The sequence below is a fragment of the Candidatus Babeliales bacterium genome, from assembly GCA_035455925.1.
Classification (GTDB): domain Bacteria; phylum Babelota; class Babeliae; order Babelales; family Vermiphilaceae; genus SOIL31.
Genome location: DATIEE010000023.1, coordinates 1 through 26,663, shown reverse-complemented (window position 1 = coordinate 26,663; position 26,663 = coordinate 1). Strand labels below are relative to the sequence as shown.

Annotated in this window: 41 protein-coding genes; 5 read left to right on the top strand and 36 right to left on the bottom strand. The window is 34.4% G+C overall.

The genetic code is table 11. The features are described from left to right. The 27 genes from map to rpsL all read right to left on the bottom strand — a co-directional run. A partial coding sequence (map, locus tag VLB80_03285; GenBank protein ID HSC25210.1) for a type I methionyl aminopeptidase occupies positions 1-714 on the bottom strand: 714 nt, incomplete at its 3' end. 7 nt (positions 715-721) lie between these two features. Further along, on the bottom strand, positions 722-1,414 hold the full coding sequence (locus tag VLB80_03280) for a nucleoside monophosphate kinase (GenBank protein HSC25209.1): 693 nt from the start codon (positions 1,412-1,414) through the stop codon (positions 722-724). Further along, positions 1,411-2,736, bottom strand: a complete 1,326-nt coding sequence (gene secY / locus VLB80_03275; protein HSC25208.1) for a preprotein translocase subunit SecY — start codon at positions 2,734-2,736, stop codon at positions 1,411-1,413. Before secY ends, VLB80_03280 begins: the two co-directional genes overlap by 4 nt. A gap of 3 nt (positions 2,737-2,739) precedes the next feature. Continuing rightward, on the bottom strand, positions 2,740-3,216 hold the full coding sequence (rplO, locus tag VLB80_03270; GenBank protein HSC25207.1) for a 50S ribosomal protein L15: 477 nt from the start codon (positions 3,214-3,216) through the stop codon (positions 2,740-2,742). After that, positions 3,210-3,749, bottom strand: a complete 540-nt coding sequence (gene rpsE / locus VLB80_03265; GenBank protein ID HSC25206.1) for a 30S ribosomal protein S5 — start codon at positions 3,747-3,749, stop codon at positions 3,210-3,212. The genes rplO and rpsE overlap by 7 nt, the downstream gene beginning before the upstream one ends. 26 nt (positions 3,750-3,775) lie before the next feature. Continuing rightward, positions 3,776-4,132: a 50S ribosomal protein L18 gene (rplR, locus tag VLB80_03260; protein HSC25205.1), complete on the bottom strand. Its 357-nt coding sequence runs from the start codon at positions 4,130-4,132 to the stop codon at positions 3,776-3,778. Between the two features lie 18 nt (positions 4,133-4,150). Beyond that, positions 4,151-4,714, bottom strand: a complete 564-nt coding sequence (gene rplF, locus VLB80_03255; protein ID HSC25204.1) for a 50S ribosomal protein L6 — start codon at positions 4,712-4,714, stop codon at positions 4,151-4,153. A 12-nt stretch (positions 4,715-4,726) separates the two neighbouring features. Then, on the bottom strand, positions 4,727-5,125 hold the full coding sequence (gene rpsH / locus VLB80_03250; protein HSC25203.1) for a 30S ribosomal protein S8: 399 nt from the start codon (positions 5,123-5,125) through the stop codon (positions 4,727-4,729). A gap of 10 nt (positions 5,126-5,135) precedes the next feature. Continuing rightward, the gene (locus tag VLB80_03245) at positions 5,136-5,321 is read right to left on the bottom strand and encodes a type Z 30S ribosomal protein S14 (protein ID HSC25202.1); all 186 of its coding nucleotides are present in this window, start codon (positions 5,319-5,321) and stop codon (positions 5,136-5,138) included. A gap of 23 nt (positions 5,322-5,344) precedes the next feature. Next, complete coding sequence (gene rplE / locus VLB80_03240; protein HSC25201.1) at positions 5,345-5,896, bottom strand: 50S ribosomal protein L5; 552 nt, start codon at positions 5,894-5,896, stop codon at positions 5,345-5,347. Positions 5,897-5,918: 22 nt separating this feature from the next. Beyond that, positions 5,919-6,233 (bottom strand): 50S ribosomal protein L24, encoded by a 315-nt coding sequence (gene rplX / locus VLB80_03235; protein ID HSC25200.1) that lies wholly within the window; start codon positions 6,231-6,233, stop codon positions 5,919-5,921. Between the two features lie 15 nt (positions 6,234-6,248). Beyond that, positions 6,249-6,614: a 50S ribosomal protein L14 gene (gene rplN / locus VLB80_03230; protein HSC25199.1), complete on the bottom strand. Its 366-nt coding sequence runs from the start codon at positions 6,612-6,614 to the stop codon at positions 6,249-6,251. Positions 6,615-6,632: 18 nt separating this feature from the next. Next, positions 6,633-6,899, bottom strand: coding sequence for a 30S ribosomal protein S17 (gene rpsQ, locus VLB80_03225; protein HSC25198.1), 267 nt, complete (start codon positions 6,897-6,899; stop codon positions 6,633-6,635). Positions 6,900-6,931: 32 nt separating this feature from the next. Beyond that, a complete protein-coding gene (rpmC, locus tag VLB80_03220) occupies positions 6,932-7,129 on the bottom strand; it encodes a 50S ribosomal protein L29 (protein HSC25197.1) in 198 nt (65 codons plus the stop codon). A 21-nt stretch (positions 7,130-7,150) separates the two neighbouring features. Further along, entirely contained in the window at positions 7,151-7,594 is a 444-nt protein-coding gene (rplP, locus tag VLB80_03215; protein ID HSC25196.1) for a 50S ribosomal protein L16, read from the bottom strand. A 25-nt stretch (positions 7,595-7,619) separates the two neighbouring features. Beyond that, the gene (gene rpsC / locus VLB80_03210; GenBank protein HSC25195.1) at positions 7,620-8,258 is read right to left on the bottom strand and encodes a 30S ribosomal protein S3; all 639 of its coding nucleotides are present in this window, start codon (positions 8,256-8,258) and stop codon (positions 7,620-7,622) included. A gap of 1 nt (position 8,259) precedes the next feature. Continuing rightward, positions 8,260-8,607, bottom strand: coding sequence for a 50S ribosomal protein L22 (gene rplV, locus VLB80_03205; GenBank protein ID HSC25194.1), 348 nt, complete (start codon positions 8,605-8,607; stop codon positions 8,260-8,262). A 97-nt stretch (positions 8,608-8,704) separates the two neighbouring features. Next, positions 8,705-8,986, bottom strand: a complete 282-nt coding sequence (gene rpsS / locus VLB80_03200; GenBank protein ID HSC25193.1) for a 30S ribosomal protein S19 — start codon at positions 8,984-8,986, stop codon at positions 8,705-8,707. 17 nt (positions 8,987-9,003) lie between these two features. After that, the gene (rplB, locus tag VLB80_03195; GenBank protein HSC25192.1) at positions 9,004-9,831 is read right to left on the bottom strand and encodes a 50S ribosomal protein L2; all 828 of its coding nucleotides are present in this window, start codon (positions 9,829-9,831) and stop codon (positions 9,004-9,006) included. A 51-nt stretch (positions 9,832-9,882) separates the two neighbouring features. Further along, a complete protein-coding gene (rplW, locus tag VLB80_03190) occupies positions 9,883-10,200 on the bottom strand; it encodes a 50S ribosomal protein L23 (protein ID HSC25191.1) in 318 nt (105 codons plus the stop codon). Next, positions 10,191-10,847: a 50S ribosomal protein L4 gene (rplD, locus tag VLB80_03185; GenBank protein HSC25190.1), complete on the bottom strand. Its 657-nt coding sequence runs from the start codon at positions 10,845-10,847 to the stop codon at positions 10,191-10,193. Before rplD ends, rplW begins: the two co-directional genes overlap by 10 nt. 7 nt (positions 10,848-10,854) lie before the next feature. Then, positions 10,855-11,472: a 50S ribosomal protein L3 gene (gene rplC / locus VLB80_03180; protein ID HSC25189.1), complete on the bottom strand. Its 618-nt coding sequence runs from the start codon at positions 11,470-11,472 to the stop codon at positions 10,855-10,857. A gap of 1 nt (position 11,473) precedes the next feature. Continuing rightward, entirely contained in the window at positions 11,474-11,788 is a 315-nt protein-coding gene (gene rpsJ, locus VLB80_03175; protein ID HSC25188.1) for a 30S ribosomal protein S10, read from the bottom strand. Between the two features lie 15 nt (positions 11,789-11,803). Beyond that, on the bottom strand, positions 11,804-12,994 hold the full coding sequence (gene tuf, locus VLB80_03170; protein HSC25187.1) for an elongation factor Tu: 1,191 nt from the start codon (positions 12,992-12,994) through the stop codon (positions 11,804-11,806). A 29-nt stretch (positions 12,995-13,023) separates the two neighbouring features. Beyond that, the gene (gene fusA / locus VLB80_03165; GenBank protein HSC25186.1) at positions 13,024-15,105 is read right to left on the bottom strand and encodes an elongation factor G; all 2,082 of its coding nucleotides are present in this window, start codon (positions 15,103-15,105) and stop codon (positions 13,024-13,026) included. An 11-nt stretch (positions 15,106-15,116) separates the two neighbouring features. Continuing rightward, positions 15,117-15,599 (bottom strand): 30S ribosomal protein S7, encoded by a 483-nt coding sequence (gene rpsG, locus VLB80_03160; GenBank protein HSC25185.1) that lies wholly within the window; start codon positions 15,597-15,599, stop codon positions 15,117-15,119. Between the two features lie 11 nt (positions 15,600-15,610). Then, positions 15,611-16,006, bottom strand: a complete 396-nt coding sequence (gene rpsL, locus VLB80_03155; GenBank protein ID HSC25184.1) for a 30S ribosomal protein S12 — start codon at positions 16,004-16,006, stop codon at positions 15,611-15,613. Positions 16,007-16,337: 331 nt separating this feature from the next. Between rpsL and VLB80_03150 the strand changes: the two genes are divergently transcribed. Beyond that, entirely contained in the window at positions 16,338-17,486 is a 1,149-nt protein-coding gene (locus VLB80_03150; GenBank protein HSC25183.1) for a site-2 protease family protein, read from the top strand. 117 nt (positions 17,487-17,603) lie between these two features. On the opposite strand, the gene rplM is transcribed toward VLB80_03150, so the two are convergent. Continuing rightward, positions 17,604-18,041, bottom strand: coding sequence for a 50S ribosomal protein L13 (gene rplM, locus VLB80_03145; GenBank protein ID HSC25182.1), 438 nt, complete (start codon positions 18,039-18,041; stop codon positions 17,604-17,606). A 329-nt stretch (positions 18,042-18,370) separates the two neighbouring features. Here rplM and VLB80_03140 point away from each other — a divergent pair, with 329 nt between their 5' ends. The 3 genes from VLB80_03140 (at position 18,371) to VLB80_03130 (ending at position 20,740) form a co-directional block, all read left to right on the top strand. Beyond that, positions 18,371-19,180, top strand: a complete 810-nt coding sequence (locus VLB80_03140) for a hypothetical protein (protein ID HSC25181.1) — start codon at positions 18,371-18,373, stop codon at positions 19,178-19,180. A gap of 181 nt (positions 19,181-19,361) precedes the next feature. Then, positions 19,362-20,255 carry a hypothetical protein gene (locus VLB80_03135; GenBank protein HSC25180.1) on the top strand — a complete coding sequence of 298 codons (894 nt, stop codon included), beginning with the start codon at positions 19,362-19,364 and terminating at the stop codon, positions 20,253-20,255. 29 nt (positions 20,256-20,284) lie between these two features. Continuing rightward, entirely contained in the window at positions 20,285-20,740 is a 456-nt protein-coding gene (locus VLB80_03130) for a hypothetical protein (GenBank protein ID HSC25179.1), read from the top strand. 97 nt (positions 20,741-20,837) lie between these two features. Here VLB80_03130 and VLB80_03125 read toward each other — a convergent pair whose 3' ends face one another. Then, positions 20,838-22,313, bottom strand: a complete 1,476-nt coding sequence (locus VLB80_03125) for a hypothetical protein (protein HSC25178.1) — start codon at positions 22,311-22,313, stop codon at positions 20,838-20,840. A 132-nt stretch (positions 22,314-22,445) separates the two neighbouring features. On the opposite strand from VLB80_03125, the gene VLB80_03120 reads away from it, so the two are divergent. Continuing rightward, positions 22,446-22,769 carry a hypothetical protein gene (locus VLB80_03120; GenBank protein ID HSC25177.1) on the top strand — a complete coding sequence of 108 codons (324 nt, stop codon included), beginning with the start codon at positions 22,446-22,448 and terminating at the stop codon, positions 22,767-22,769. On the opposite strand, the gene VLB80_03115 is transcribed toward VLB80_03120, so the two are convergent. The 7 genes from VLB80_03115 to VLB80_03085 all read right to left on the bottom strand — a co-directional run. Beyond that, positions 22,759-23,367 carry a hypothetical protein gene (locus VLB80_03115; GenBank protein HSC25176.1) on the bottom strand — a complete coding sequence of 203 codons (609 nt, stop codon included), beginning with the start codon at positions 23,365-23,367 and terminating at the stop codon, positions 22,759-22,761. The genes VLB80_03120 and VLB80_03115 overlap by 11 nt on opposite strands. 11 nt (positions 23,368-23,378) lie before the next feature. Beyond that, positions 23,379-23,816 carry a hypothetical protein gene (locus VLB80_03110; GenBank protein HSC25175.1) on the bottom strand — a complete coding sequence of 146 codons (438 nt, stop codon included), beginning with the start codon at positions 23,814-23,816 and terminating at the stop codon, positions 23,379-23,381. Then, positions 23,788-24,402, bottom strand: a complete 615-nt coding sequence (locus tag VLB80_03105) for a hypothetical protein (GenBank protein HSC25174.1) — start codon at positions 24,400-24,402, stop codon at positions 23,788-23,790. Before VLB80_03105 ends, VLB80_03110 begins: the two co-directional genes overlap by 29 nt. After that, positions 24,399-25,388: a polymorphic toxin-type HINT domain-containing protein gene (locus tag VLB80_03100; protein ID HSC25173.1), complete on the bottom strand. Its 990-nt coding sequence runs from the start codon at positions 25,386-25,388 to the stop codon at positions 24,399-24,401. The genes VLB80_03105 and VLB80_03100 overlap by 4 nt, the downstream gene beginning before the upstream one ends. A 140-nt stretch (positions 25,389-25,528) precedes the next feature. Then, the gene (locus tag VLB80_03095) at positions 25,529-26,140 is read right to left on the bottom strand and encodes a hypothetical protein (GenBank protein HSC25172.1); all 612 of its coding nucleotides are present in this window, start codon (positions 26,138-26,140) and stop codon (positions 25,529-25,531) included. Next, entirely contained in the window at positions 26,137-26,442 is a 306-nt protein-coding gene (locus tag VLB80_03090; GenBank protein ID HSC25171.1) for a hypothetical protein, read from the bottom strand. Before VLB80_03090 ends, VLB80_03095 begins: the two co-directional genes overlap by 4 nt. Beyond that, positions 26,372-26,663 (bottom strand): hypothetical protein (locus tag VLB80_03085; protein HSC25170.1); only part of this gene is annotated, 292 nt, incomplete at its 5' end. The genes VLB80_03085 and VLB80_03090, both read right to left, overlap by 71 nt.

Sequence of the window (26,663 nt, the reverse complement as noted above, 5' to 3'; positions counted from 1 at the left end):
AATAGCAATAGTATCCTCAACATGTGCTGCTAAACTTTGATCAACTGTTTTAACCGTCCAACCATCATCAGCAATATAAACATGATAGTTGCCTGCAGTTATCATTGGTTCAATTGCAAATGTCATTCCTTCTCGTAAAACAGGCCCCTTACCAGGTTTTCCATAATTTACTATCTCAGGTTCTTCATGCATATTTTTTCCAATTCCATGTCCTGCAAAATCACGAACAACACTAAATCCATATTTTTCTACTTCTTTCTGTATTGCTGCTGAAATATCAGACAACCTATTGCCAACACGCGCTTGGTCAATTCCTTTTTGTAACGCTTGCTGCGCCACATCAACCAAATTTTGGGCAACTTTCGAAGGTTGTCCTACAAAGAAACTACGTGCCATATCAGCACAATAACCATCCAAAGAAGCGCACACATCAATCTTTACCAAATCACCTAATTTCAAAAAACAATCTGCTCGCGGAACTCCATGAACTACTGCATCATTTATAGAAATGCAACTAACATGACGATATTCCATGTACCCTTTCATGCTAGAAATTAATCCTTTTTTTTGAAATTGTGCCTCAATCCAGGAATTAATTTCAGCAGTAGAGATACCTGGCTTAACAAGCTCTTCTACACAAGCAAAAATATCTGACAATAAAGAACCTGCTTTAGCCATTTTTTGAATTGAAAATTTATCTTTTATGTGAATCATATATTTATTATGTGCCTATAATTTGAATAAAATCATTAAATACATCATGTAATTGTTTCAATGCATTAACCGTAATTATTTCAATGCCGTTATCACGATAAAAATTAATTAACTGTTGCTCATGTCGGTGATATATATCAAGACGTTTTCTGACAGCAATTTCATTATCATCATCTCTTCTGCCAAGCTTTCCTGAACATAAATCACATACTATAGTTTCAGCTAACGCAAAATCTAAGTAAGGAGAAAGCGAGTAAACTGCTTGACATTCTTTATTCTGACATACATAACGAGAACATAATCGATTAACAACTACATCATCAGTAATATGAAACAAAACAACTCTTACTCGTACTACAGGAAATTTTTGCCTCAACATGTCATTAAATGCCTGCGCTTGAATAACCGTTCGAGGATATCCATCAAAAATAATTGCTGATGCCTTATCAATATTTTCATCTAACCACTCAAAAACCATGCGCGTAATAAGGTTATCATCTATCAATCTACCAGATTTAATAATTAAATCTATTTCTTTGCCTATTTTTGTTTGCTCAGCAATATGCTTTCGACATAAATTTCCTGTAGAAATTTGTAACCAGTTAAACTGTTTTATACAAAGGCTTGCAAGAGATCCTTTTCCAGCACCAGGAGGCCCAATAAAAATAAATATATCAACAGCACCTTCAGTCGTCGTCAACGCTCGCTCCTACCTTTTAATCGACCAGAAGCTAAAAACCCTTCATAGCGATGTTCAATTAAATATGATTCAATCTGAGCTGCAGTTTCATTTGCTACACCAACAACAATCAATAAAGCTGTTCCGCTTAAAATACCTGATAAATAAAAAGGCATTGCTAGCATCCAATGTATGATACTTGGGACAAGCGCAAGTGCTGCAAGATATAATGCTCCCACCAAACCTATCCGAGTTAAAAGATAACTAAAAAAATCTGCAGTTTGCCTACCAGGACGTTTTCCTGGAATAAAACCACCACCCTTTTTAATATTATCAGCTAACTCTTCAGGATCAAAAAAAACAGCGGTATAAAAAAACGAAAAACAGATAATAAGTATAAAATCTATAATTCCATGAACAAACCCACCCGCAACTAAACTTTCTGATACTGTTTTAAAAAATGGCCACCGTGCAGACAAAATTGTTAATAGAAACATTGGAATGTTTAACATAGCACTCGCAAGAATAACTGGCATAACACCTGCAAGATTAATTTTAAAAGGTATGTAGGTACTTTGACCACCATAAGTTTTATTACCGATAACTCTTCGAGAATATTGAACAGGAACTTTACGCTCTCCCTTTTCAAGAAAAACTATAGCTGCCGCTATAGCAATCGCTATGACAAACAAAAAGATACCGATGATACCATCTAAATATCCTTCTTGGATTGCACCTATTATTTTAATGACATCATCAGGAAAACGAGCAACAATACCGGCAAAAATAATCATCGATGTTCCATTACCAATACCAAAAAGCGATATTTGTTCGCCTAGCCACATAACAAACATTGTGCCTACAGAAAGCAATAAAACAAATAAAAATCGTGAACCAAACCACGGATCAATAACTAGTCCATATCGCTCAAGAATAAACACAAAACCTGTACTCTGAACCATGGCAACAATAACTGCTAAATATCGCGTATATTGGTTAATAATCTTGCGACCATATTCTCCTTCTTTACTCAATTGCTCAAGCGTTGGTATGGAAAGCGTCAAAAATTGCATCATTATAGAAGCTGTAATATACGGACTTATACCAAGCGCAAATAAAGTACATTGTCGTAGATTTCCCCCAGAAAAAAGATCTAAGTATGAAAAAATACCACTAAGACCAGTACTCTGACTCATCATTTGCAAAAGCTTATCAATATCAACGCCAATTATAGGAATATGATTTCCTAATCGATAAATCACTAATATTCCTAAGGTAAAAATAATTTTTTTACGTAATTCAAGAATACTAAACATATTAAGAAAATTTCTGAGGAGCACCACTTTTTACAACTCCTTTATTATAAGTGCCTTACCACCGACTTTTTCTATTGCCTGAATAGCTGATGCGCTGAATGCATAAGCAGAAATAATCAATCTCTTACTTAATTCACCATCACCAAGAACCTTAACAATAGTTCCTCTTTTAACGTCTCGCTGTTCACTTATTTTGGGTTTTATTAGTCCCCTTTGAATCAATACATGAACATTTACTTCTTCACCATCTTCAAAAACACGTTCTAAGCTACTCAAATTTACCAATGAAATTTTTTTAAAAAAGCGCGCATTGGTAAATCCACGCTTTGGAAGACGACGTTGCAATGGAGTTTGCCCACCTTCAAATCCACGACCTTTTGGACCGCCTGAACGAGCATTTTGTCCTTTATGGCCACGACCGGATGTTCCTCCACGTGCTCCACCTCGACCAACTCTTTTTCCTTTTTTTCCGGATGATTGCAAATTTTCCAAACAAAACATTAGGATCCTTTGACCATTTCTTGAACTGTTTTTCCACGCAATATACTTAAACGATCTGCTGAACGTAATTTTGCCAAAGCATTCATCGTTGCCTTTGCAACGTTAATACCATTACTAGAACCTATAGATTTCGTAAGGACATCCTCGACTCCTGCAGCATCCATTATAGCTCGAACAGCACCACCAGCAATATTGCCCGTACCTTTTGATGCTGGACGAACAACGACTCTGCTTGACCCATGTTTACCTAATGATTCATAAGGAATAGTCGATCCACGACGAGCAACTTCTATCATTCTTTTACGAGCTCTATTGGTTGCTTTAGCAATTGCCATAGAAACTTCACGACTTTTGCCTAATCCAAGTCCTACTTTTCCTTGCTTATCACCAGAAATAACAAATGCAGCGAAAGAAAAACGTTTTCCGCCTTTAGTAACCTTAGTAACACGACGCAAACTCACTACATGATCAATAAAAGCAGAATCTCTCTTTTCTTTGTTATCTTCTCTATGTGATTCTTTTTCTTTGTTGATTGCCATACCTTAATTTCCTGCTATACCTACATTTAAAATTTCAGCGCGCCTTCACGTAGCCCATCAGCGAGAGCTTTCACCCTACCATGAAATTTAAAGCGCCCCCTATCAAACACAACTGCTTCAACACCATTTGCTTTTGCACGCTTTGCAAGCTCAAGCCCAATTGCATGTGCAATCAAAGTTTTATTGCCGTGTAAGCCTTCAACATCAAGTGAAGAACATGATGCAATTGTACGATGATTCATATCATCAATAATTTGAGCATATACATGCTTCAGGCTTCTAAATATCGAAACACGTGGTGGCATACCATAGCGCTTCACCTTTGCACGAACACGTAGCACCCTACGTGCCGCTGTAATCCGATCTTTTTTATATATAGCCATTATTCATATTCCTATGATTTACTTCTTGCCTTTACCTGCAGTCTTACGAAAAATAACCTCTGTTTGCAATTTGATACCTTTACCTTTATACGGCTCTGGTTCACGTAATGCACGTATTTCACTGCAAAATTGACCCACAAGAATTTTATCAAAAGATTTTACTTTTACTTTCTGTCCTGATCTATCTATTTCAATAGATATTCCTGCAGGAACATCTTTTTCAATCTTATGACTATATCCAAGAGTCAAAACAATTTTTTTATCTGCAAGTGCTGCTTTATATCCTAAGCCATTGATTTCGAGTAATTTTTCAAATTCTTGAGCAGCACCACTCAGTTCATTTGCTAACAAAGCACGATTAAGACCCCATAACCGATGAATATTGCGTGCCTGTTTAGACGCCATTTCATTTGTATCATAAGCTGAAGTTACATATAAGTCCGTACCCTCTAGATGGGCACGCAATTCCGGAGCTAAAGAATAAACTCCAGAAACTTTTTGACCAACATAAGAAATCTCATTCCCTTTGATCTCTACCTTCACTCCATCAATTTTTATCGGCTTTCTACCAATTTTTGACATATATATACTCCTTTACCAAACAGTGCAAATAACTTCACCACCTACAGAAAGTTTTTTCGCTTTTTGATTGGCAATAACACCTCGGTTTGTTGTTAATATTGACACACCAAGTTGTCCAATAACAGGCTTAATATTTTCACTATTAATATACACCCTGCGGCCTGGTTTACTTATTCGTTGAATTTCATGAATAACAGCTTCACCATCAACATACTTTAAAACAATTTTAAGTATTTTTTTTACATCTGAATCAGTATTAATGATTACAAAATCATGAATAAACCCTTCATCTTTCAAAATTTGCGCAATAGACTGACGCATTTTTGAACATGGAGCAGTAACAAATGATTTAGATACCATTACCCCATTTCTAATAATTGTTAAAAAATCAGCAATTGAATCGACTGACATTAGTTACCCTTTACCAACTTGTTTTTTTAACGCCAGGAAGTAATCCTTCTAGCGCATTTTTCCTAAAACACATACGACACATTCTAAACAACCTAAAATATGCACGCGCACGCCCACAAAGCTCACAACGATTGTATGCTCTTACCGCAAATTTTGGTGTTTTATTTGTTTTTTCAATCAATGCCTTTCTGGCCATTTTTTTCCTGACGTAAAGTACAACTAATTTTTTAATTTTTTAAATGGTATATTGAATGCCTTCAACAATGCCAATCCATGCTCATCTTTATCTGCAGATGTTTGAATGGTAATGTTCATACCGTGCGCTTTTTTGCCAAGGTCAAAATCAACCTCAGGAAAAATAGTCCAATCTTTTATTCCAACATTATAGCCACCTCTTCCATCTAATTTTGTTGAAAGTCCTTGAAAGTCACGCACCTTAGGCAATGCTAAAGTAATAAAGCGATCTAAAAATTCGTACATCATCTTGCCGCGCAATGTTACCATTGCACCGATCGCCATGCCTTCACGTAATTTAAATCCCGCTATAGACTTACGAGCCAAACGCTTAACACAACGTTGGCCTGAAATTTTTCCCAAAACATCAATTGATTCTTGAAGTGCTTTTGAATCAGAAACTGCCTCCTTGACTCCAACATTCAAAACAATTTTTATAAGTTTTGGAACCTTCATGATATTAGTAAATCCAAGTTGCTCCTGCAACTGGATACGAATTTCATCATTATATTTTATCGCCAACCGTGACTTACTCATAATTCAAATTCCACTAATTTTTCTAAAAAATTTCCTTACACCGATTGCACACTCGTACACTTTTTTCCAGGTCTAATAAACATGCATTCACACGTGATGGTTTCTTGCATGAAGAACAAATTGGCATAACATGAGACATGTCAATAAAACTTTCTTCTTTACGAATACCACCAGGTTCTCCTGCTCTACGAGGCTTTGTATGATGTGTAACAATAGCAACACCCTTAATCATAACTTTACCTTTTTTTGGCAAAATTGCAATTACAGCACCTTGTATACCTTTGTTCTTACCTGCCATAACCTGTACAATATCATTTTTTTTAATGCGCGCTATCATGAATAATACCTTATATTACAAAACTTCCGGAGCTAAGGATGAAATTTTAGCGTATCCACGCGTACGCAACTCACGCGCAATTGGCCCAAAAATTCTTGTTCCAATAATTTCACCTTGCTTAATAATAACAGCTGCATTTTCACTAAAACGAATATAACTCCCGTCTGCACGGCGAAATTCCTTTTTTGTCCGTACAATTACAGCTTCAACAACATCACCTTTTTTTACCATACCCCCTGGAATAGCTTTTTTTACGGCACATTTAATAGTATCACCCAAATATGCATAACGCTTACGCGTACTACCAATTATGTGAATACACTGCAATGCTTTTGCGCCGGAATTATCAGCTACTTCAAGATACGATTCTTTTTGAATCATACCAAAATACCTCTTACTTTATGATTTATTGCCAGTTACAACTTCAGCAAGATACATATATTTTGTTTTTGCCAATGGACGACATTGATAAAATTTAACAATATCACCTGTTTTTGCTTGATTTTCCTCATCATGAACTTTATAAGATTTTACTTTTCTTAAAATCTTACGAAATTTAGGATGTATATATGTTTGTTCTATTTCAACAACAATGGTTTTATCCATTTTGTCAGAAACAACTCTACCTTCAAAAAGCTGTTTTATTTTTTCAGCCTTCACTTCCATAAAAACCTCATTCACTATTGACTAATATAGCGTTATTTTTTTGATCTCATAGCAGTCAAAATACGTGCGGCCTGTTTGCGTAATTTTTTATATTGAGAATAATCTTTAACCTGAGTTGTTGCCGCATTAATTTTCAACCCCAAAGCATCTCGCCTTGTACTATTTAATTTTTCTTGCAAATCTTCAAGCGATAATTGTTGAATTTTTTGCATAAACCCCATTTGTTTCATAATTCACCATATTCTAAATAATTAATCAGCAATCAATTCACAATTACCTTTTGACTCGTGACCTTTCTTGACCACACGCGTTTTCATTGGAAGTTTATATGCAGCAAGCTTTAAAACTTTTCTTGCTACTATTTCATCAACACCAGCAACTTCGCAAACGATCCTACCTCGTTTTACTATCGCAACCCAGAGTTCCGGTGCGCCTTTACCTTTTCCCATACGAGTTTCAGCAGGTTTTTTAGTAACAGGCTTATCAGGAAAAACGCGTAAAAACGACTCCCCAATTTTTCTTAAATGGCGCGATAGCGTCACACGCATTGCTTCAATCTGTTGTGCCGTGACTCTACTCGGCTCTATAGCTTCCAAGCCATATTCTCCAAAATAAACAGTTCGCGCACCTTTTGATAAACCTTTCAATTTACCTTTTTGCACTTTTCTAAATTTTATTTTTTTTGGCATCAACATAATTTAATCTCATATTTTTAAAACATTATCGAATATGCTGATACTCACCTTTGCATACCCATACTTGAACACCAATTATACCGTATGTTGTTCCCGCTTCAGCGCGGCCATAATCAATATCGGCTCTCAAAGTATGAAGCGGCACCGATCCAACACGAGTCCATTCTCTACGAGCAATTTCGGCGCCTTGCAGCCTACCAGAACAACATATTTTTATGCCTTTAGCTCCGCCACGCACAGCAGTCTGAGCAGCACGCTTCATTGCTCGTTTATAGCTCACTCGTTGCTCAAGCTGCGTTGCAATATTTTGAGCTATTAATACAGCATCAAGTTCTGGCTTAGCGACTTCTTGTACTTTAATGTCAATGTTTTGCTTTTTTAGCAATGCAGACAGTTGATTACGAAGCGTTTCAATTTCTTGACCTTTTTTGCCAATAACCTGACCCGGACGACCACAATTAATGATAATACGAATACTGTCAACAGCCTTTTCTATTTCAATGCGAGACACTTCAGCTTTTTCAAGCGCAGACTTTAAAAAACGTCTGATAACAATATCTTCTATGATTAATTTACCGTATTTATTACCTTGCGCAAACCAACGAGCATCCCAATCACGATATATTCCTAAGCGAAATCCTATAGGATGTACCTTTTGTCCCACCTTAATCCTTCTTCTTTATGCAAGGCTCTAAAATAACACTTGCGTGGCTAAATCGCTTACGATAAGGATTCGATCTTCCCATTGCACCTGGCTTATAATATTTATACATAGGACCATGATCTATGCGTATATCAATGATTTTTAAATCAGACATAGCAATATTATGAAGGTCCTTAGCATTAGCAGCCGCTGATTCAATCATCTTCCTAATTGGCACAGATCTCTTTACCATCACAGTAGAGAGCCACCTAACTGCTTCATCAACCTTTTTACCCCGTACTACATCAGCAAATGGGCGTAATTTAAAGGGAGAAATATTTAAAAATCTATTTTTTGCACTAAATTGCATCAGTAAACCTCAACTAGTTACTTAAGATTCATATACCTATATCATTTGAATCTTACTTTTATTGTATCGTAAAGATTAACACGTGACAACTGTAAACTTACGCAGCCATACCAGCTTTACGCTGGCCACTATGAAGTCTAAATGTTCTTGTTGGAGAAAATTCTCCTAAACGATGCCCAACCATATTTTCAGTAACAAAAACTGAAATGAATTTTTTTCCATTGTGCACAGCAAAAGTCAAACCAACAAATTCAGGTGTAATTAAGCTTCTGCGTGACCATGTCTTAATGGTTTCGCGCTTACTATCATCCTTAACCTTAGCGATCTTTTGTGCCAACGAATCTTGTACGTATGGACCTTTCTTTGCAGAGCGCGCCATATCTTACCCCGTTAACCTTATGGTTTTCTTCTTTTTATAATCAACTGATTTACATTACGAGCTTTACGCGTTCGTGTACCCTTACAACCTTTACCCCATGGAGTTCTTGGATGAGATCCAGACTTCGAGCGACCTTCACCGCCGCCGTGAGGATGGTCGACCGGATTCATAGCCATACCTCGGACACTTGGCCTAAATCCTAAATGCCTGATTCTACCGGCTTTACCCCATGAAATATTTTTAAAATCAGCATTTCCAAGTTGTCCAATAGTTGCCCAACATCCATCAAGTACCATACGAACTTCACCAGAAGGCATCTTCAATGTTACATGACCATCCGTCTTACCAACTATCTGAGCGGAAACTCCCGCGCTTCGAGCAAATGTTCCTCCAGACCCAGGGCGAATTTCAATATTATGCACCATAAAGCCGTCTGGAACATTTTTAAGCGGCATTGCGTTGCCTACTTTAGCATCAGCAGTCTCACTTGCTAATACAAAATCACCTACAGTAATATTTTCTGGTTTAAGTAAATACTTTTTTGCACCATTATTATACACAACCAGCATAATACGTACATTACGATTAGGATCATATTCAATAGTAGTAACTTTGCCTAAAACATCGCGATCTGTACGCTTAAAATCAATAATCCTATATCTTTTGTCAGCGCCGCCACCACGATGACGAGTTGTGATTCTTCCATACGTATTTCGACCGCCAGTTCTCTTTTGAAGTCCAGTCACCAAACTTGGATGTGGTTTTGTGTGTGTAATATCACTTGTACTTACAAACGACTGAAAACGTAATGAAGAATTTCGCGGCTTTCGTTTTATTATGGCCATTGGAGCCTCGTATCTTTCTCATTAAAAACAATTAAAAACTTTTTTACCCTATTACTCTGATGCAACAGTTTTTTGCTCTGTTTTACCAAAAATATCAATAGAATAACCTTCTTTAAGAGTCACTATAACACGCTTTGTTGTTGACCCTTGCACAATACGACGACGCACCCTATAAGATTTACCCACACGATTTAAAGTATTAACTTTTTCTACTTTAACATTAAACACCGATTGTAACGCTTGTTTAATTTGCATTTTATTCGCCTGGGGATGTACTCTTAATATTAATTTTTTAAACTTTTGATTAAGCAATGTTGCTTTTTTTGAAATAACTGGTCCTTGAATGACCTCAAATACATTTAAATCCATTGCGCAACCATCCCTTTGAAATGATCAAAATCTTTTTTCAAAAATAACCAACAATCACTGTTTGCCAAATCATATGCATTTACTTGATCAAACGACAAAGGGCGAACATTTGGAATATTCGCAAATGATAAAGCGGAATGAATATCATAAGGCGCTACAAACAAAATAATCTTTTTATTTGCAATCTCTATACTATTCATAAGTTTTTGAGCCTGTGCTGTTCTCGGTTGCTCATCAACCAATTCCCAATCAGCACAAATTACACTTTTTTGCTCCAAATTATCCGCAAGCATTGTTAACAACACTTTGCGCTTCATCTGTTTATTCATTTTCAATGTACGCACACGTGCCTGTGGACCAAAAATAGCACCGCCACCTCTCCACAAAGGAGATCTCGCAGAACCAGCACGCGCACGACCTGTTCCTTTTTGCTTCCATGGCTTACGATTCGTGTAAGCAACATCTGAACGCCCCTTACATGCAACTGTTCCTTGCTGCCAGTTTTTAGCAAGAACACGTATCCATGACGCAAATGACACTGGCATCGCTTTTACAAATGTAGCACTATCGAAATCTAATTCTTGTGCAGCTATTGCATAAAGCTTATTATTAACTTCAGAATTATTAATCGTCCGTTTATTACTCATTGTTCACCTACGCTTTACGTATAAAGACCAATGTACCTGTTTTACCAGGAATAGATCCTTTTACCAACAACGTTTTGGTTTCTGTTTCCACCATAACTACTTCTAGATTCTTCATCATTTGATTATCGCAACCCATATGACCTGGCAATTTTTTACCTTTAACCACATGACCACTTTTAACCAAAGAACCAATAGAACCCGGGCGATTACCCATTGTTGAACCATGACTCGCCGGTGGCCCTGCAAACCTGTGACGCTTGACAACACCTGCAAATGATTTACCTATTGTTTTACCACGCACATCAACTCGCTCACCCAAAGCAATCATTTGTGAAAAATCAATATGCTTACCAATTACAAAATCATTGGTAAGCTGCTTTAAAGGAATTTCACAAATAAAACTATAATACCGACTTGGTTTTTTAATCCAATCTTTACTATACGTTTCAGATTGATAACGTTCTTTTACTTTACCAACCTGAATGGCATTATAACCATCTCGCTCAATTGTTTTAATATTAGTTATATACCAACCAGCAATATCAATTGCTGTCGCAGGCACTATTTTATCATTCAAAAACACCTGCGTCATTCCGATTTTTCGACCCCATATTCCTGTTGCCATTTCAAACCTTTAACTTAATTTCCACGTCCACACCAGAAGAAATATTGAGCTTCATAAGATTCTCCATAGTATTTTCTGATAAAAAGACAATATCAAGAAAGCGCTTATGCGTCGTAAGCTCAAATTGCTCTCGTGATTCTTTGTCTATATGAGGAGATCGCAATACAGTAAAGCATCTTCGCTTATTAGGCAAAGGAACAGGACCCATTAATTGGGCCCCTGTTCTTTTTGCAGTCAAAACAATTTGTTTGACTGCCTTATCTAATAAGCGATGATCGAATGATTGCAATTTAAGTCTAATACATTGTTTTTTCATCGATCACCTAACTATTTAATCTAATATTTCAGTTATAACACCGGACCCAACTGTTCTTCCACCTTCACGAATAGCAAAACGAAGATCCTTGCTCATTGCTATTTTTGAAATTAATTCAACAGTCAATTCAACAGTATCTCCTGGCATTACCATTTCACGACCTTCTGGCAATGTAACAATACCGGTCACATCTGTTGTTCTAAAATAGAATTGCGGGCGATATCCAGTAAAAAATGCGCTGTGTCTTCCACCTTCGTCTTTTGACAAAATATACGCTTTACAACGGAATTTTTTGTGTGCCTTAATACTTCCAGGCTTAACAATAACCATGCCGCGCTCGATATCTTCTTTTTTAGTACCACGAAGAAGTAAACCAACATTATCGCCAGCCAAGCCTTCATTTAATAACTTTCTGAACATTTCAACGCCGGTAACCGTTGTTTTTGTTGTATCACGAAGACCAACAAGTTCAACTTCATCGCCAACTTTAATTTTTCCCGTTTCAATACGACCAGTTGCAACTGTACCACGACCAGCGATTGAAAAAACACCTTCAACTGGCATCAAGAATGGCTTATCAATTTCACGAGTAGGCTCTGAAATATAGCTGTCTAGCGCATCGATTAATCTCATAATTGATGCTTCACCTATATCGCTTGTATCACCATTAAGAGCCTTAAGCGCTGATCCTCTTATCACAGGAATCTTATCACCAGGAAAATCATACTTAGAAAGCAATTCGCGAATTTCTTCTTCAACCATATCAACCATCTCTGAATCATCTACCATGTCTACCTTATTAAGATAAACAACAAGAGCCGGAACACCTACCTGCCTTGCCAATAAAATATGTTCACGCGTTTGTGGCATTGCTCCATCAACAGCCGAAACAACTAAAATTGCACCATCCATTTGTGCAGCGCCAGTGATCATGTTTTTTACATAATCAGCATGCCCAGGACAATCAATATGCGCATAATGACGTTTGTCAGATTCATATTCAACATGTGAAGTAGCAATAGTAATGCCGCGAGCTTTTTCTTCTGGCGCATTATCAATTTCACCAAACGCACGTGCTTCTGCATAGCCTTTTTTAGCCAATACAGTGGTAATTGCCGCAGTCAATGTTGTTTTACCATGATCAACGTGGCCGATGGTACCAACATTCACATGTGGTTTTTTACGCTCAAATACACCTTTTGCCATCGTTCATACTCCTACGATTAACATAAAAATTATTCTTTTTTATTCTTTGCAACTATTGCATCTTGCACATTTTTAGGAACTTCTCTATAGCACAAGAATTCCATATCATAGCTCGCTCGTCCCTTAGTCATCGATCGAAGAGTTGTTGAATAGCCAAACATCTCCCCAAGAGCAACTTCTGCTGAAATTATTTGTTGATTAAACTCTGTTTTTGAATCTAAAATACGCCCACGACGAGCATTTAAATCTCCAATAACATCACCTATATACTCATCTGGTGTATAAACATTAACCATCATAATCGGTTCTAATAAAACCGGAGAAGCTTTGGTCATAGCTGACCTAAACGCCATAGAAGCCGCTACTTTAAAAGCTATTTCAGATGAATCAACATCATGATAGGAACCATCATACAAAATTACCTTAACATCAACAACAGGATATCCGCCCAATATGCCGGCATTTAATGTTTCACGAATACCCTTTTCAACAGCAGGAATAAACTCCTTCGGAATTGTTCCACCTACCACGGCATTAACAAATTCAAATCCTTTACCGCGCTCCATTGGCTCCATCTTTATCCAGACATGACCAAATTGACCGCGACCACCAGATTGACGAACAAATTTACCTTCTGCATCAGCTAATTTTTGAACAGTCTCTCTATAAGCAACTTGCAACTTACCCTGAACAACTTCAACTTTATGCTCTCTACGCAAACGATCAACTATAATTTCTAAATGCAATTCACCCATGCCAGAAATTTCTGTTTGTCCAGTCTCTTCATTATAAGAAAACCTGAAAGATGGATCTTCTTGCATTATTTTACGTAACGCAAGAGTCATTTTTTCATAATCAGCTTTAGCTTTCGGCTCAACAGATGTAGAAATTACAGGGGTTGGTATAGTAATAGATTCAAGCACAACAGGAGTTTTATTTATACACAATGTATCTCCAGTTTGTGCGTCTTTGATACCCACAACTGCTGCTATATCGCCTGCTCTCACACTTGCAATTTCTTCACGTTTATTTGCATGCATTTTTAGCAATCGACTAACACGTTCTTTTTCGCCGGTTCTTACACTATGCACATAAGAGCCAGCTTTAAGCTCACCTGAATAAACACGAACAAAATTTAAAACGCCCACAAATGGATCTGCCATAATCTTAAAAACAAGGGCATAAAACGGACCATTAGGATCAGATGGGATTGGAAATTTTTCATCCGTATCAGTATTTGTTCCTTCAATTGCTGGAACATCAAGCGGTGATGGAAGGTAATCAATTACACCATCAAGCAATAACTGAACTCCTTTATTTTTGAATGCAGAACCGCAAAAAACAGGAACTACCTTAAGTTCAACCACTCCCTTACGCAACGCTGTCTTAATTTCTGGAAGGGTAATTTCTTCTTCCATAAGATATTTTTCAGCTAAAGATTCATCTAAATCACATGCAGCCACAACTATTTTTGTGTGTAATTCTTCAAGCTTATCTTTATATTCATCTGGCACGTCAACCCACTCAACAATCTCGCCGTTATCACCTTTAAACACAGCCATCTTACGGGTCAAGATGTCAATAATGGAATTAAAATCTTCTGACATTCCAACTTGCATCTGCATAGCAACAACATTAGCACCAAGCTTTGCTTTAATATTTTGAACGGTCCGCAAATAGTCAGCACCAATACGGTCAAGCTTATTTACAAAAACGATACGCGGAACCCTATAACGATTTGCTTGCTTCCACACTGTTTCTGATTGAGGCTGAACACCTTCAACACCAGAAAAGACAGCAACTACGCCATCAAGAACCCTTAATGAACGCTCAACTTCAATGGTAAAATCAATATGGCCTGGCGTATCAATAATATTAACTTGATGATCACGCCAAAAACTTGTTGTTGCTGCAGCAGTAATAGTAATGCCTCGTTCCTGCTCCTGCTCCATCCAATCCATAGTCGCTGCACCCTCATGAACTTCACCAATTTTATGTGAAATACCAGTATAAAACAAAATACGCTCTGTTACTGTTGTTTTACCTGCATCAATATGAGCTGCGATTCCAATATTTCTATATCGCTCTAACGGATATTGCTTAACTGACATATTAACCTCTCTTACCATGCATAATGAGAGAATGCCCGATTCGCATCCGCCATACGTTGAACATCTGATCTTTTCTTTACTGCTCCACCCTTAAGTTCGCTTGCATCTAATAACTCACGCCCAAGACGCAATCCCATTGTTTTATCAGAACGGGCTCTTGCAGATGATACTAACCAACGAAATGCAAGCGCTCTTCTGCGTTTTTCGCTTACCTCACGAGGAATTTGATATGTGCTACCGCCAACACGCCGTGAACGAACTTCAATAAAAGGAGCGATTTGCTCAAACGCACGGTTAAAAAGCTCTAATGCTTTTTTTTCATCACCATTCACTTTTTTAACAATTAAATCCATCGCTTCATAAACAATTGTTCTTGCGCAGTTCTTCTTGCCACGCTTCATAACAACATTAATAAGCTTTTGAACCAACGCTGATCCAAACCTTGGATCAAAACCAACATCTCTTATAAATTCAACTTGCCTACGCCTTGGCATATTTTAACCCTCTATTTGTTGCTTTTTGGACGTTTAGCTCCATACAAAGAGCGCCCTTGTTTTCTTTTATCTACACCTGCGCAATCAAGCGCACCTCTCACGATATGATATTTAACACCAGGCAAATCCTTAACGCGACCACCACGCACAAGAACAACAGAATGCTCTTGCAAGTTATGCCCTTCTCCAGGTATATACGCTGTTACTTCTATACCTGTAGTCAACTTAACACGAGCAACTTTTCGAAGTGCAGAGTTAGGTTTTTTAGGCGTAGTTGTGAAAACTCTCGTACAAACACCTTTGGCAAATGGACCCTTAAGGAATGACCCTCTCCTAAGAGCAGGGCTTTTGGGCTTTGCCTTAATTTTATTTCTACCAAATCGACATAATTGATTAATCGTTGGCATACACACAAACCTTTACATTATCACGTTATAAAAAATTATTTTATTATATAATCGCAACTTTTAATCCGACATATTACACCAGGCACTCAAGTTGACTAATTGTTATTTTACCCTCTTTGTGAATTTTTTCAAGAAAATAATTTATGATCAGCACAAGGAAAGTATATTTAACTCAATTTTTTCTACAAAACATAATCCATTTTTACGTGGAAAATAGATTCAAATATGGACAATAAGAAATAGACATATATCATTAATAATGATAACGTATTTTTACAAAACTAGCAAAATAACTTTCTATAAATTAACCATCTACAAAGGAACAATCGATATGGTTTTATCATGCATTGCATCTCTTATGCTTATTTGTAAGCAGCTTCTTTTTATTCTTCTTGGATTTTTTGGAATGGGTTTTTTGATAGGATTTCATGAGCTCGGGCATTTTCTATTTGCTAAGCTTTTTAAAATTCGGGTACCTTCTTTTTCCCTAGGCTTTGGCCCTAGACTTCTTACTAAAAAAATAGGTGAAACCGAATTTTGTCTTTCAGCAATACCGTTTGGCGGATATGTTGAAATTGCAGGAGCATCTGAAGTTGGTCAGGGGGATCAAAAAGATGCTTTTGCCACAGATGAACATTCTTTTGCAATAAAACCATTTTACCAAAAATTTTGTGTAATGATTGGCGGAATACTCTTTAATCTTATTTTTGCTTATTTCATCATGATTTTTTTATTTGTAACAGGAATACCAAAAACACCTTTAATGCCTAATCCAACCATTGCGGTCATTCAACAAGGATCCGCTGCTGAAAAAGCAGGTTTAATAATGGGCGATCGAATAATATCTATAGATGATCAAAACGTTGAACATAATTTTCAACGCATTCAACAGATCATTCACCCTCTTGCTCAAAAAACAGCAACTATTGTCATCGAACGTAATGGTGAAAAATTTGGTAAAGTCATAGCAATTGACAGCAAAATAGCTGACGGCGAAACTATCGGAGTTCTTGGTGTTGAGTTTGATTTTGCCCCAACACCTCCACATTCGCTAAAGGAAGCATTTGCACTTGGAATTTCTGCATGCAATAGATGGATAAAAAATACATTTATTGGGCTTTCTCAACTATTTACCAGAAAAGGCATTAATAACGTTGCTGGCCCCATAATGATTATTTCCATGACGGTAAAGGGTGCTGCTGCAGGATTTCAAATATTTCTATTATTACTCGTGCTAATCAGTATAAATTTAGCTGTTTTAAACCTCATCCCTCTGCCAATACTTGATGGCGGGCAAATACTTTTTTATTCAATTGAAGCACTCATCCAACGTCCTATACCACATAAAGTTAGAGAATATATTCATATCGCCACATGGATAATGTTTCTAATTTTATTCCTTTATTTAAGCGCTCAGGATATTTATTGCATTGCAAGTCCTTATATTGATTCTCTATGTACCTTTTTTAAAATACGATAAAGTTTTCAGTATAAAAAATCTTTAACACTAAAAAAGAAGCAGCGCATTTTTTAATGCGCTGCTTCTTTTTTTTAATATCTGACAGTAAAAGATAGAGAGATTTAACCTTATGGTTTTTTATATCTCTAGCTTAATAGTTGTTGGCTCTTGAGCCACATGAGGATGTTCTGATCCTGCGTATACTTTAAGCTTTTTAATCATTTGCCTACTTAATTTATTTTTAGGCAACATACGTTTTACTGCAAGTTCAATAAGATGAGTTGGATGCTTTTTATGCAAATCTTTAGCAGAAATTTCTTTTTTTCCACCCATCCAGCCACTTACCGTAACATATTTTTTATCTTCCCACTTATCGCCTGAAAGAAAAATTTTTTCGGCATTAGTAATCACAACATAATCACCACAATCGGTATGTGGTGTATAATGCGGCTTATCTTTGCCACGTAATCTATCAGCAATAAATGTAGCCAATCGGCCAAGTACTTTGCCATCAGCATCAATATGACACCATTCAGTTACAATATCTTCTTTACGCGGATAAAACGTTTTATTCATACTCATAATTAATAATCCTTATTGAAATTAAATATTTATGTACGTTACTTGAAAGAGAAATGATCATTTTTAAAGTAACGTATTATTAAAAATCGGTCAATAAAAAAAGATATTCACTCTGCAAAATCAAATACATAAAAAATACATCGGTTAATAACTAGTTTTTCAACTTAATGTAGTAAAATAGTCATATCTTGCGTTTTAACAAAACAAAGAATTGAAAACTTCGTGATAAATTCAATTTTGCGTGACATATACCTATGTATTCGCTATAATTATATTTGACAATAAAGAATTTACCGTCTCTACTACAATCAAGGATTATTTTTATGATAAGAACAAGTTTTTTTATTACTCTGCTAATACTCATGCAAACTTTATCTTGCATGGACGCTTCAAAATATAACTTAAACACAATTGGAAATGATATTAATGATATATTAGAACATAAACTTCACTTTAATGTTGAATTATTTAGCCATAATACCATCTGCGCAGTAGCATTGGTTAACAAACGTCTGAATGCATTTGTAGAAAAAACTGCTCAACAAAGAAAAGACTACCTTACAAGCCAAGAAGTATACAAGGGTGCTTGCGTAAATTTTGGGATAGACGCACGAACAACATGGCACAAATATGGTAGTGCATATGCTTATTGGATAATATATACCCCAAAGGTTTCGCAGGAAAGAATATTATTTAATTTTATTCATTTAAATGGCAACAACAGTATTTCTACTCATGTGTTTGAAGATCATCATAAAGACCTAGTCGGTGCCGCTCCGCCTTTTGATGATTATGTTCCATTTTTTAATACTAATGGAGATGCTTGCATGCATGCTTATATATTACATAGGAAACAACAAAAAATATCTCTTAAGCGTTCTTCTAAAGAACATATAGTTGAGTATTCAATAAACACAAATGGCTTACAAAAAAAACTTTCTTGCTATGTTAATATTATTAATAAAAACAATTCAAATAAAAAAAATAAATCCATTAATTGTGCTAAGTACATTGACGATACTGTATTTTTGAAAAAAATTATCAATTCGGAGTCTATCACTAAAGAATCAATCAAAGTATATAACATAGATAAAGCAGATATGAATAAAAACATTGTACTCAACAAGAAATGATCCTAAAAAAGCAATAATTGCGACAAACATGGATTAGTGAACTCATTAATTATATTAATATCGGCGGCACTATAAATTCGTAGAAAATTCATTTTTTTTATGACATCTATTCACTAGCTTGTTATAATTATGTTCAACAATAATGGCTTTGCCGATTTTACCATAATCAAGGACTATTTTTATGACAAAAACCAGTTTTTTTATCACTGTGTTAATGTTCATGCAAACTTTATGTTGCATGGAAATTTCAAAATATGCTTTACCCACAATTGGAAATGTTATTAATGATATGTTTGCACATCAACTTACGTCTAATGTAGGATTATTTAATCATGATAACATCTGTGCATTGGCATTAGTTAACAAATATTTGAATACAGTTGTAGAAAAAACTGCTCTACAAAGAAGACAATACCTTGCGAGCCAACCAGCATATATTAATGCTCGTACATTAGATACTCTGCTGTATAAACAAACAACATGGCATAAATATTGTAGTGCATATGCTTATTGGGTAGGACATACTACAGAAGATATGCGCAAATGGGATAAACAAATACTATTTACGTTGGTTCATTTAGATGGGGATAATAATATTTTTACTCATCTACTTGAAGGTAGTCATACCGGGTCAGGTGCCTTGACTCCACTTTTTGATAGTTGTGTTCCATTTTTTAATGCTAAGGGAGATGCTTGTTTTCACGCACATGGACTATTCAAAAAACAGCAAGGAACTAAAGATAGTATACTATACAACCCCTATTGTAACGGATATATATTTGAATATTCAATAAAGACCAATGGCTTTCAAAAAAGAACGCTTTGCTATGTTAATATCATTAGCAAGGAAACACCAGACCCAGACAACAAAAATATCATCAACTGCGTTAAATACTTAAATGACATTCGTTTAAAAAAAATCATCAATTCAAAGGTTATCAGCGAATCATCAACTGCATCATGTAATCTTGGCTCAAAAATATATGACGAAAATGGCAACTTTTACCTTAACAATATAAAAGTGTATAGCATAAATGAAGCAGATATGAATGAAAACATTGTATCCACCAAGTAAGAATCATAAGAAACAGTAAAGGATTTCTAATGAAAAATTCCAAAATATTTTTTTCGCTACTATTTGCAATAGTTGACGCTTTCATCATTAATGCAGTCGATTATGACAAAGGTGAGGTTGATGAGAATGGTAAAAATTATTGGCATATCTTGGCAAAACAGTGTGCTTCTAATAATTTTGAACAAATTCTTCGTGAGGAGCTGAAAAAGGTAAACAATAGACCAGAAGGTCAAGCAAGTTTACTTTTAGAATTGATAGGACAAAAAGATAATAATGGGAAAACTCCAGCTGATGTTGCAGGAGAAGAATCATGGAAAGTTTGGTATTGTCACGGCTGTAAAGCCTTGCAAGTAGAACTTAATAATGCTGAAAAACAATATCAAGAATATAAAAATTACAGAATTAAAGCCATCAATGAAGGCTTAAAAATTGCTGCTGACAACACAGAAATGGCTATTGAAAAAATAAAAGATAAAGCAAAATAGACCAACATTTGAGTGGGATATCAACTGCAATACCAATTAATTTTGAAGGATGGCATCGGTTAAGCAAATTCTGTGTGTTTTTCAAATCCTTTGTATTTCATTGATTAACTTTATATATAACCAACCTATGCGCATTACAGGACGTGACACATGAATTTTCATCAGATGTCACCTTCACCAACTCTTGAAAATCCCTTTGAGATGAACGTTTCCACATTGTATAATGGTTATACGCATCCTTTTTTTGATTTTGTGTCATCGCTTGCGTATATTCTTCTAAATTTTTTTGAACACCAAAAACAATATCAACAATATCTTTAACAGACATTTTACCAACAGAAGTTTTAGCATCTATATTTGTTGTAATTGTTTTTAAAGCAAGCTCAATTTGCGTTTGCATAATATTTGATTTTGCTTTCTGTGGTGATATATTCAATTTACCATGAACAGGAGATAAATCTGGTTCATTTTGATCATAAAAATTAATAACTATTTTTTCCATAAGGTTATAATATTTATTTTCAAATACTAATTCTACATACGTTGCTTTAAGACAATCGGCACTATCAAGCGGATTCAATTCTGATGCATCAACAGTAGTCAACACATTATTTTTTTGTGATAATTTATTATATTCAGCAAGATAATCTGCAATAATGTGAAAAAAATCAATATTTACTATACCTGTATTATGATCTTTCCATAGTTGTGATAAAACTTTTGTAAACCGAGATTTATTATCATATTTTTCGCCATAGTACGTATCAATAAAACGTGCACGAAAATAATTAAATCCTAATGTATTCAGTAAGGAAAGCGTTAAATAATCCTGTAATAACCATCCCGAACCAAAACTTGTGTATATAAGTGGATCATTAGCATTAGTTATTTTATTACTATGCTTTTCTAAAACTTTCTCAGCAATTGTTATTATCATAGTAATACGTTCTCCGAATGAAACTTTGGAGCAATTACACCATTTTACTATCTGATTTTCTTGCGGTAAAGCATAAGAAATCATAAAATATCGTGTTAAAATATGTGCAATATTCTTTTTATATTTTTCAACTGAAGCAGATAAATTATTTGATTGAATAATTAATGGTATGACAACATCAAACAACTGTGAAAGAGTATAACGCTCTTGATTACTTATATTTACATAAACACTTTTTTGCTGAGCGGATAATGAACTAACAAGGTCTGTAACCGTTACTGCATAATCATAACTTTCAATCCCCTTATCCCACCATTGAGCTATCTTTTTACTAAGATCTTTTTCATCAAGTCCATATAAAGTACACAGGCCTTTTTCTTTTACAATACCCTTCTTAACATTAGCTTTATATTGTTGATCGGTAACTTTATGCAAATAAGGATACTTTTTTTGTATATATTCATCAGAAATAATTTGAATTGCTTGATGCATAAGCATATTTTCATAATATGGTAGCCATTTTGTAGCTAAAGTAAAATCATTATATTCATATTCAGTATAAGAAGATATATCCATGGCATGAATGGTCGAAGCATATAATAACAATACAAAACATATGGCTGAATAATATTTCATACACATTCCTTTGTAATATTTTTATTTTGTACAAAAACCTATCACATCTTTTCATATATTGACATATTTTTGTAAATTGATAATAATTATCATTCGGCATGCACTATAATTATATATCTCACAGGAATTTCTATGAACACAATAAAAAATATGGTTTTTTGTTCAATTCTATTTGCTAGTATTTATAGCTATGCAATGCAATACAATAATGCAAATGCAACACTCACTCAAGAGCAAGCTGAAACCATAAAAAACGAAGCGCGCCAACATCTCTTTAGAGATAACGAAAAGTTCTATTGCATGAATGATGAAGTTTTAACTGCTATTGAAAATAATGAAGAGCTCAATGATGCTTTTAAAAAATGCAAAAATTATATACATCCACCCGAAACAAAAGAATCACAATTTATACAATTTAAAATGATTGTTAATAGCCTGGTTAAGTCTAATCAATAAATTTAAAAATAATTGTTTGTATAATATATTCAGCTTGCTTTAACCATTCTTGTGCGATTGCTCGTGGTATTTCTCTGATTAGATAAGGTTTATATGTCTTAATCCATTCATTATAAGGTATGTAATTAGATTCTTCTTCAGGTTCACAATACATATAAGGGTAGAATGGTGTTACTTCAAAAATAATTGATCGATCAGATTTATTGTATATCCATGATATATAATTGTGAGCCCATAAATGATAATCATTACCAGGCCAATATGAGATATTATTTTTTTTTTTATAAATAAGACCTGTTGGTTTTTTTAATTTTTCTCCACATAAATTTGCGCTGTATTGATTAAATAAAAAACCAATATCATGCATTATATAATGATCTGACAATAGTTCATTTTTTAGTGCTTTTTTTAATAAGGTAATAAGTCTATTCATATTATGATAAAGAAAATCCTTAGTAAGTATTAGTTGTTTATTATTTTGCATTAATATAATTGGTGTTGTAGAGCAATAATCACTTGTACTTAACGGACTTTTAAGTTGTATAATGATTTTTTCGTGATTATTAAGGGCAAATATTATTTCATTTATAGTAAGCATAGTTATATCTCTCATTTTTTTAAAGCACTTCTAATGATCTTACCAGATCTTCTGACTAATCCTTGATGTATTAATGTGTTTTTCATAAAGTGAGTTAATTGCTTCCAGGTGCGGATATGGCCATGGAATTCATGCGTCATGGTTTTATAAAATACAACAAATTCTTTTCCATCGATTGCTATAAAAGAATCTTGCGATCCTTCAATAGAGAATGCATTATCTAATAATTCTTGACCATTTTTAGGTGATTTACTTTTTAAACCATTACTATTGATATTGTGGTATTCCGCGTCTTTATAAACACCATTTGGGTATTTTTTTTTATTAGCTTTCTTATCATCCTCTGGATCTTGCCATCCACCACCATTAACAATATTATTGTGATTTTGTACATGATAACAGAGGATAAAAATCACGTATTTATTGTATGTTTTTCCATTTTTCAACATTAGCTTCTATTGTTTGTATAATATATTCTGCTTGCTTTAGCCATTCTTGCGCGGTTGTTGTTGGTAGTTCTCTGATTAGGTAAGGTTTGTATGTTTTAATCCATTCATTATAAGATATATAATTAGGTTCTTCTGTAGGTTCACAATACATGTAAGGATAAAATGGTGTTACTTCAAAAATAATTGATCCATCTGGTTTATTGTATATCCATGTTATTAAGCGTATATTGTGTGATGCTGCTTCCCAAACGTGATATTTGTAGCCAATCCAGCTTGATATACCAGAGGGAAAATTATACATAATAAAGTTATCTTCAGAAATGTGATATTCATTTAATAGATAACCAATATCTAATGTTATTGAACTATGAAGAGGTAATTGGTTATTAATAGTTTTTTTTAAATATTTTATTAATTGTTGCATGTTATAGTAAATGGGTCCTTCTGCAAGAAGATGCTTATTTTTATTATAAGATAAAAAAATATATTCTTCATAGCATAGATCAACTAATTCAAGAGGTTCTTGTAAGTATAGCAGTATTGTTTCTTTATTATTAAGAGGAAAAGTTATTTCATATTTTTTCATGTTAAAATTATTTCGGTGATTTGTTTTAGGATTTTTCCTGATTTTGTTACAAAGCCGTTTTTGATTAACATACTTTGCATAGATCCTTCTAATTGTTTCCATGTAACAATATATCCATGAAATTTACCGGGAGATGTATATTTAAGTACAACAAAGTTATCATTTTCAATTGATATTCGTTGTGTTCCTTCTGTTGGTAAAGAATAATCTAAACAACGTTGACCATTTCTGGGGCAAGGACTTTTTTTACCTTTACTTTTAGAATGATGATAGGGAGATTTTTCGTAAATTCCATGAGGATGTTTTTTGTTATTGTCTTCAGGGTCTTGCCATCCGCCACCACTAACAATAGTATTGTGATTTTGTATAGCGTCATTTGGAGTGTTTCTATTTTTTTTTGCTATTTTGGTAGCGCAATGCGCAGCTAAAAATGTACCACCAATTGTTAGTCCGACCTTTACTATTTCTACTATCGGTCTAACTAGCAAAGGAAAAGTTATAAAAACGTTAATAAAATTGTGAACAAGAATATTTTCAGAAGAAATATAAAATGTGTGAGAATTTGCAAGAGAAATAGAATACATTGTTTGTTGTTCATTAATAATAGTAATAGCATCAATAGTAATTGCTTTTCCATGACTATTCATTAACGTATCTGATGTTGTTAATTCATGAGCAAAAATCCATTTATTTTGATTGTAAGAATAGAACTTTTGATCAGGTGCTGTAAAAATAGTAATATTATTGATGTTAATTTTGATCAGTTGATTTGTCTTGTATTGTGTAATAGCGGTTATTGATTGTTCTTCGAGAACATCATTATATTCATGAGCAATGATGTCGTTGCCAATGGTAAGTTGTTCAATAGGTAGGTAACCATATTTTGTTTTTACAAGAGTGCCGGCAATAAAACCTTCAGCTTTCAGTAGATTTAAATGTGCAAATATAAAGAGCAAGCTGGTCAATAGTAATGACTTGTACGTCATGAGATGGTCCTACGGTGGATTTTTAAATATTTTAGTTTAATTAACCATATTATTTAAAAATTTAAAAGTAAATATTTAGGTAAACTGATAACAATTAATTTATTCATTGACTCATGATAACAGAGGATAAAATCACGTATTTATTGTATGTTTTTCCATTTTTTAGCATTAGATTCTATTGTTTGGATGATATATTCAGCTTGCTTTAGCCATTCTTGAGCGATTGCGTGTGGTATTTCTCTGATTAGGTAAGGTTTGTATGTTTTAATCCATTCATTATAAGATATATAATTAGGTTCTTCTGTAGGTTCACAATAAAGATACGGGTAGCACGGAGTTATTTCAATAATTATTGATCCATCCGGTTTATTATATAGCCAAGTTACTAATCGCACGTCTTTTGAAGCAGCTTCCCACAGATGATATTTATAACCGACCCATGTTGATCCACCAATTAGTTCTTCTGTTACAAAGCCTGTTGTATTTTGATAATATTCATTACATAAATAACCAATATCATTGGTAAGTGATTTATGTAAATATAATTCATTATATAAAGCTTTGTTTAAAAAATTATGAAATCTAGTGATACTATAATGGATGGGATCAATTGAAAGAAGATAATATTGATTTTCTTGTAATAACGTAATATCAGTTCTATAACAACAATCTACATTTTCAAGAGACTCTTCTAAATGTATAATTATTTTTTCTGTTGTGTTTAATGTAAAAATGATATTATATTTATTCATTTAAACATTTCCTTGGCAATATGTTTAATTATTTTTCCTGATTTTGTTACCACGTTGTGATATCTTAATGTATTTTGCATTGACCAATGTAATTCTTGCCATGTAACTATGTATCCATGAAATTCATTATCTATTGTTTTTCTTAAAATAACAAAATTATCACCTTCAATGGCAACTCGTTGTTCTGAGTTTCCTTTACTTGATAGAGAATTATCTAAACATTTTTGTCCATTATTGGGAGATTGATTTTTCGTGCTTTTTGCTATTTTTATGATAATAGGGAACATCCTTATAAATTCCATGAGGATGTTTTTTGTTATCATTCTCGGGGTCTTGCCATACGTCACCATTAGCAATAATATTGTGATTTTGTATAGCGTCATTTGGAATATTTCTATTTTTTTTTGCTATTTTGGTAGCGCAATGCGCAGCTAAAAATGTACCACCAATTGTTAGTCCGACCTTTACTATTTCTACTATCGGTCTAACTAGCAAAGGAAAAGTTATAAAAACGTTAATAAAA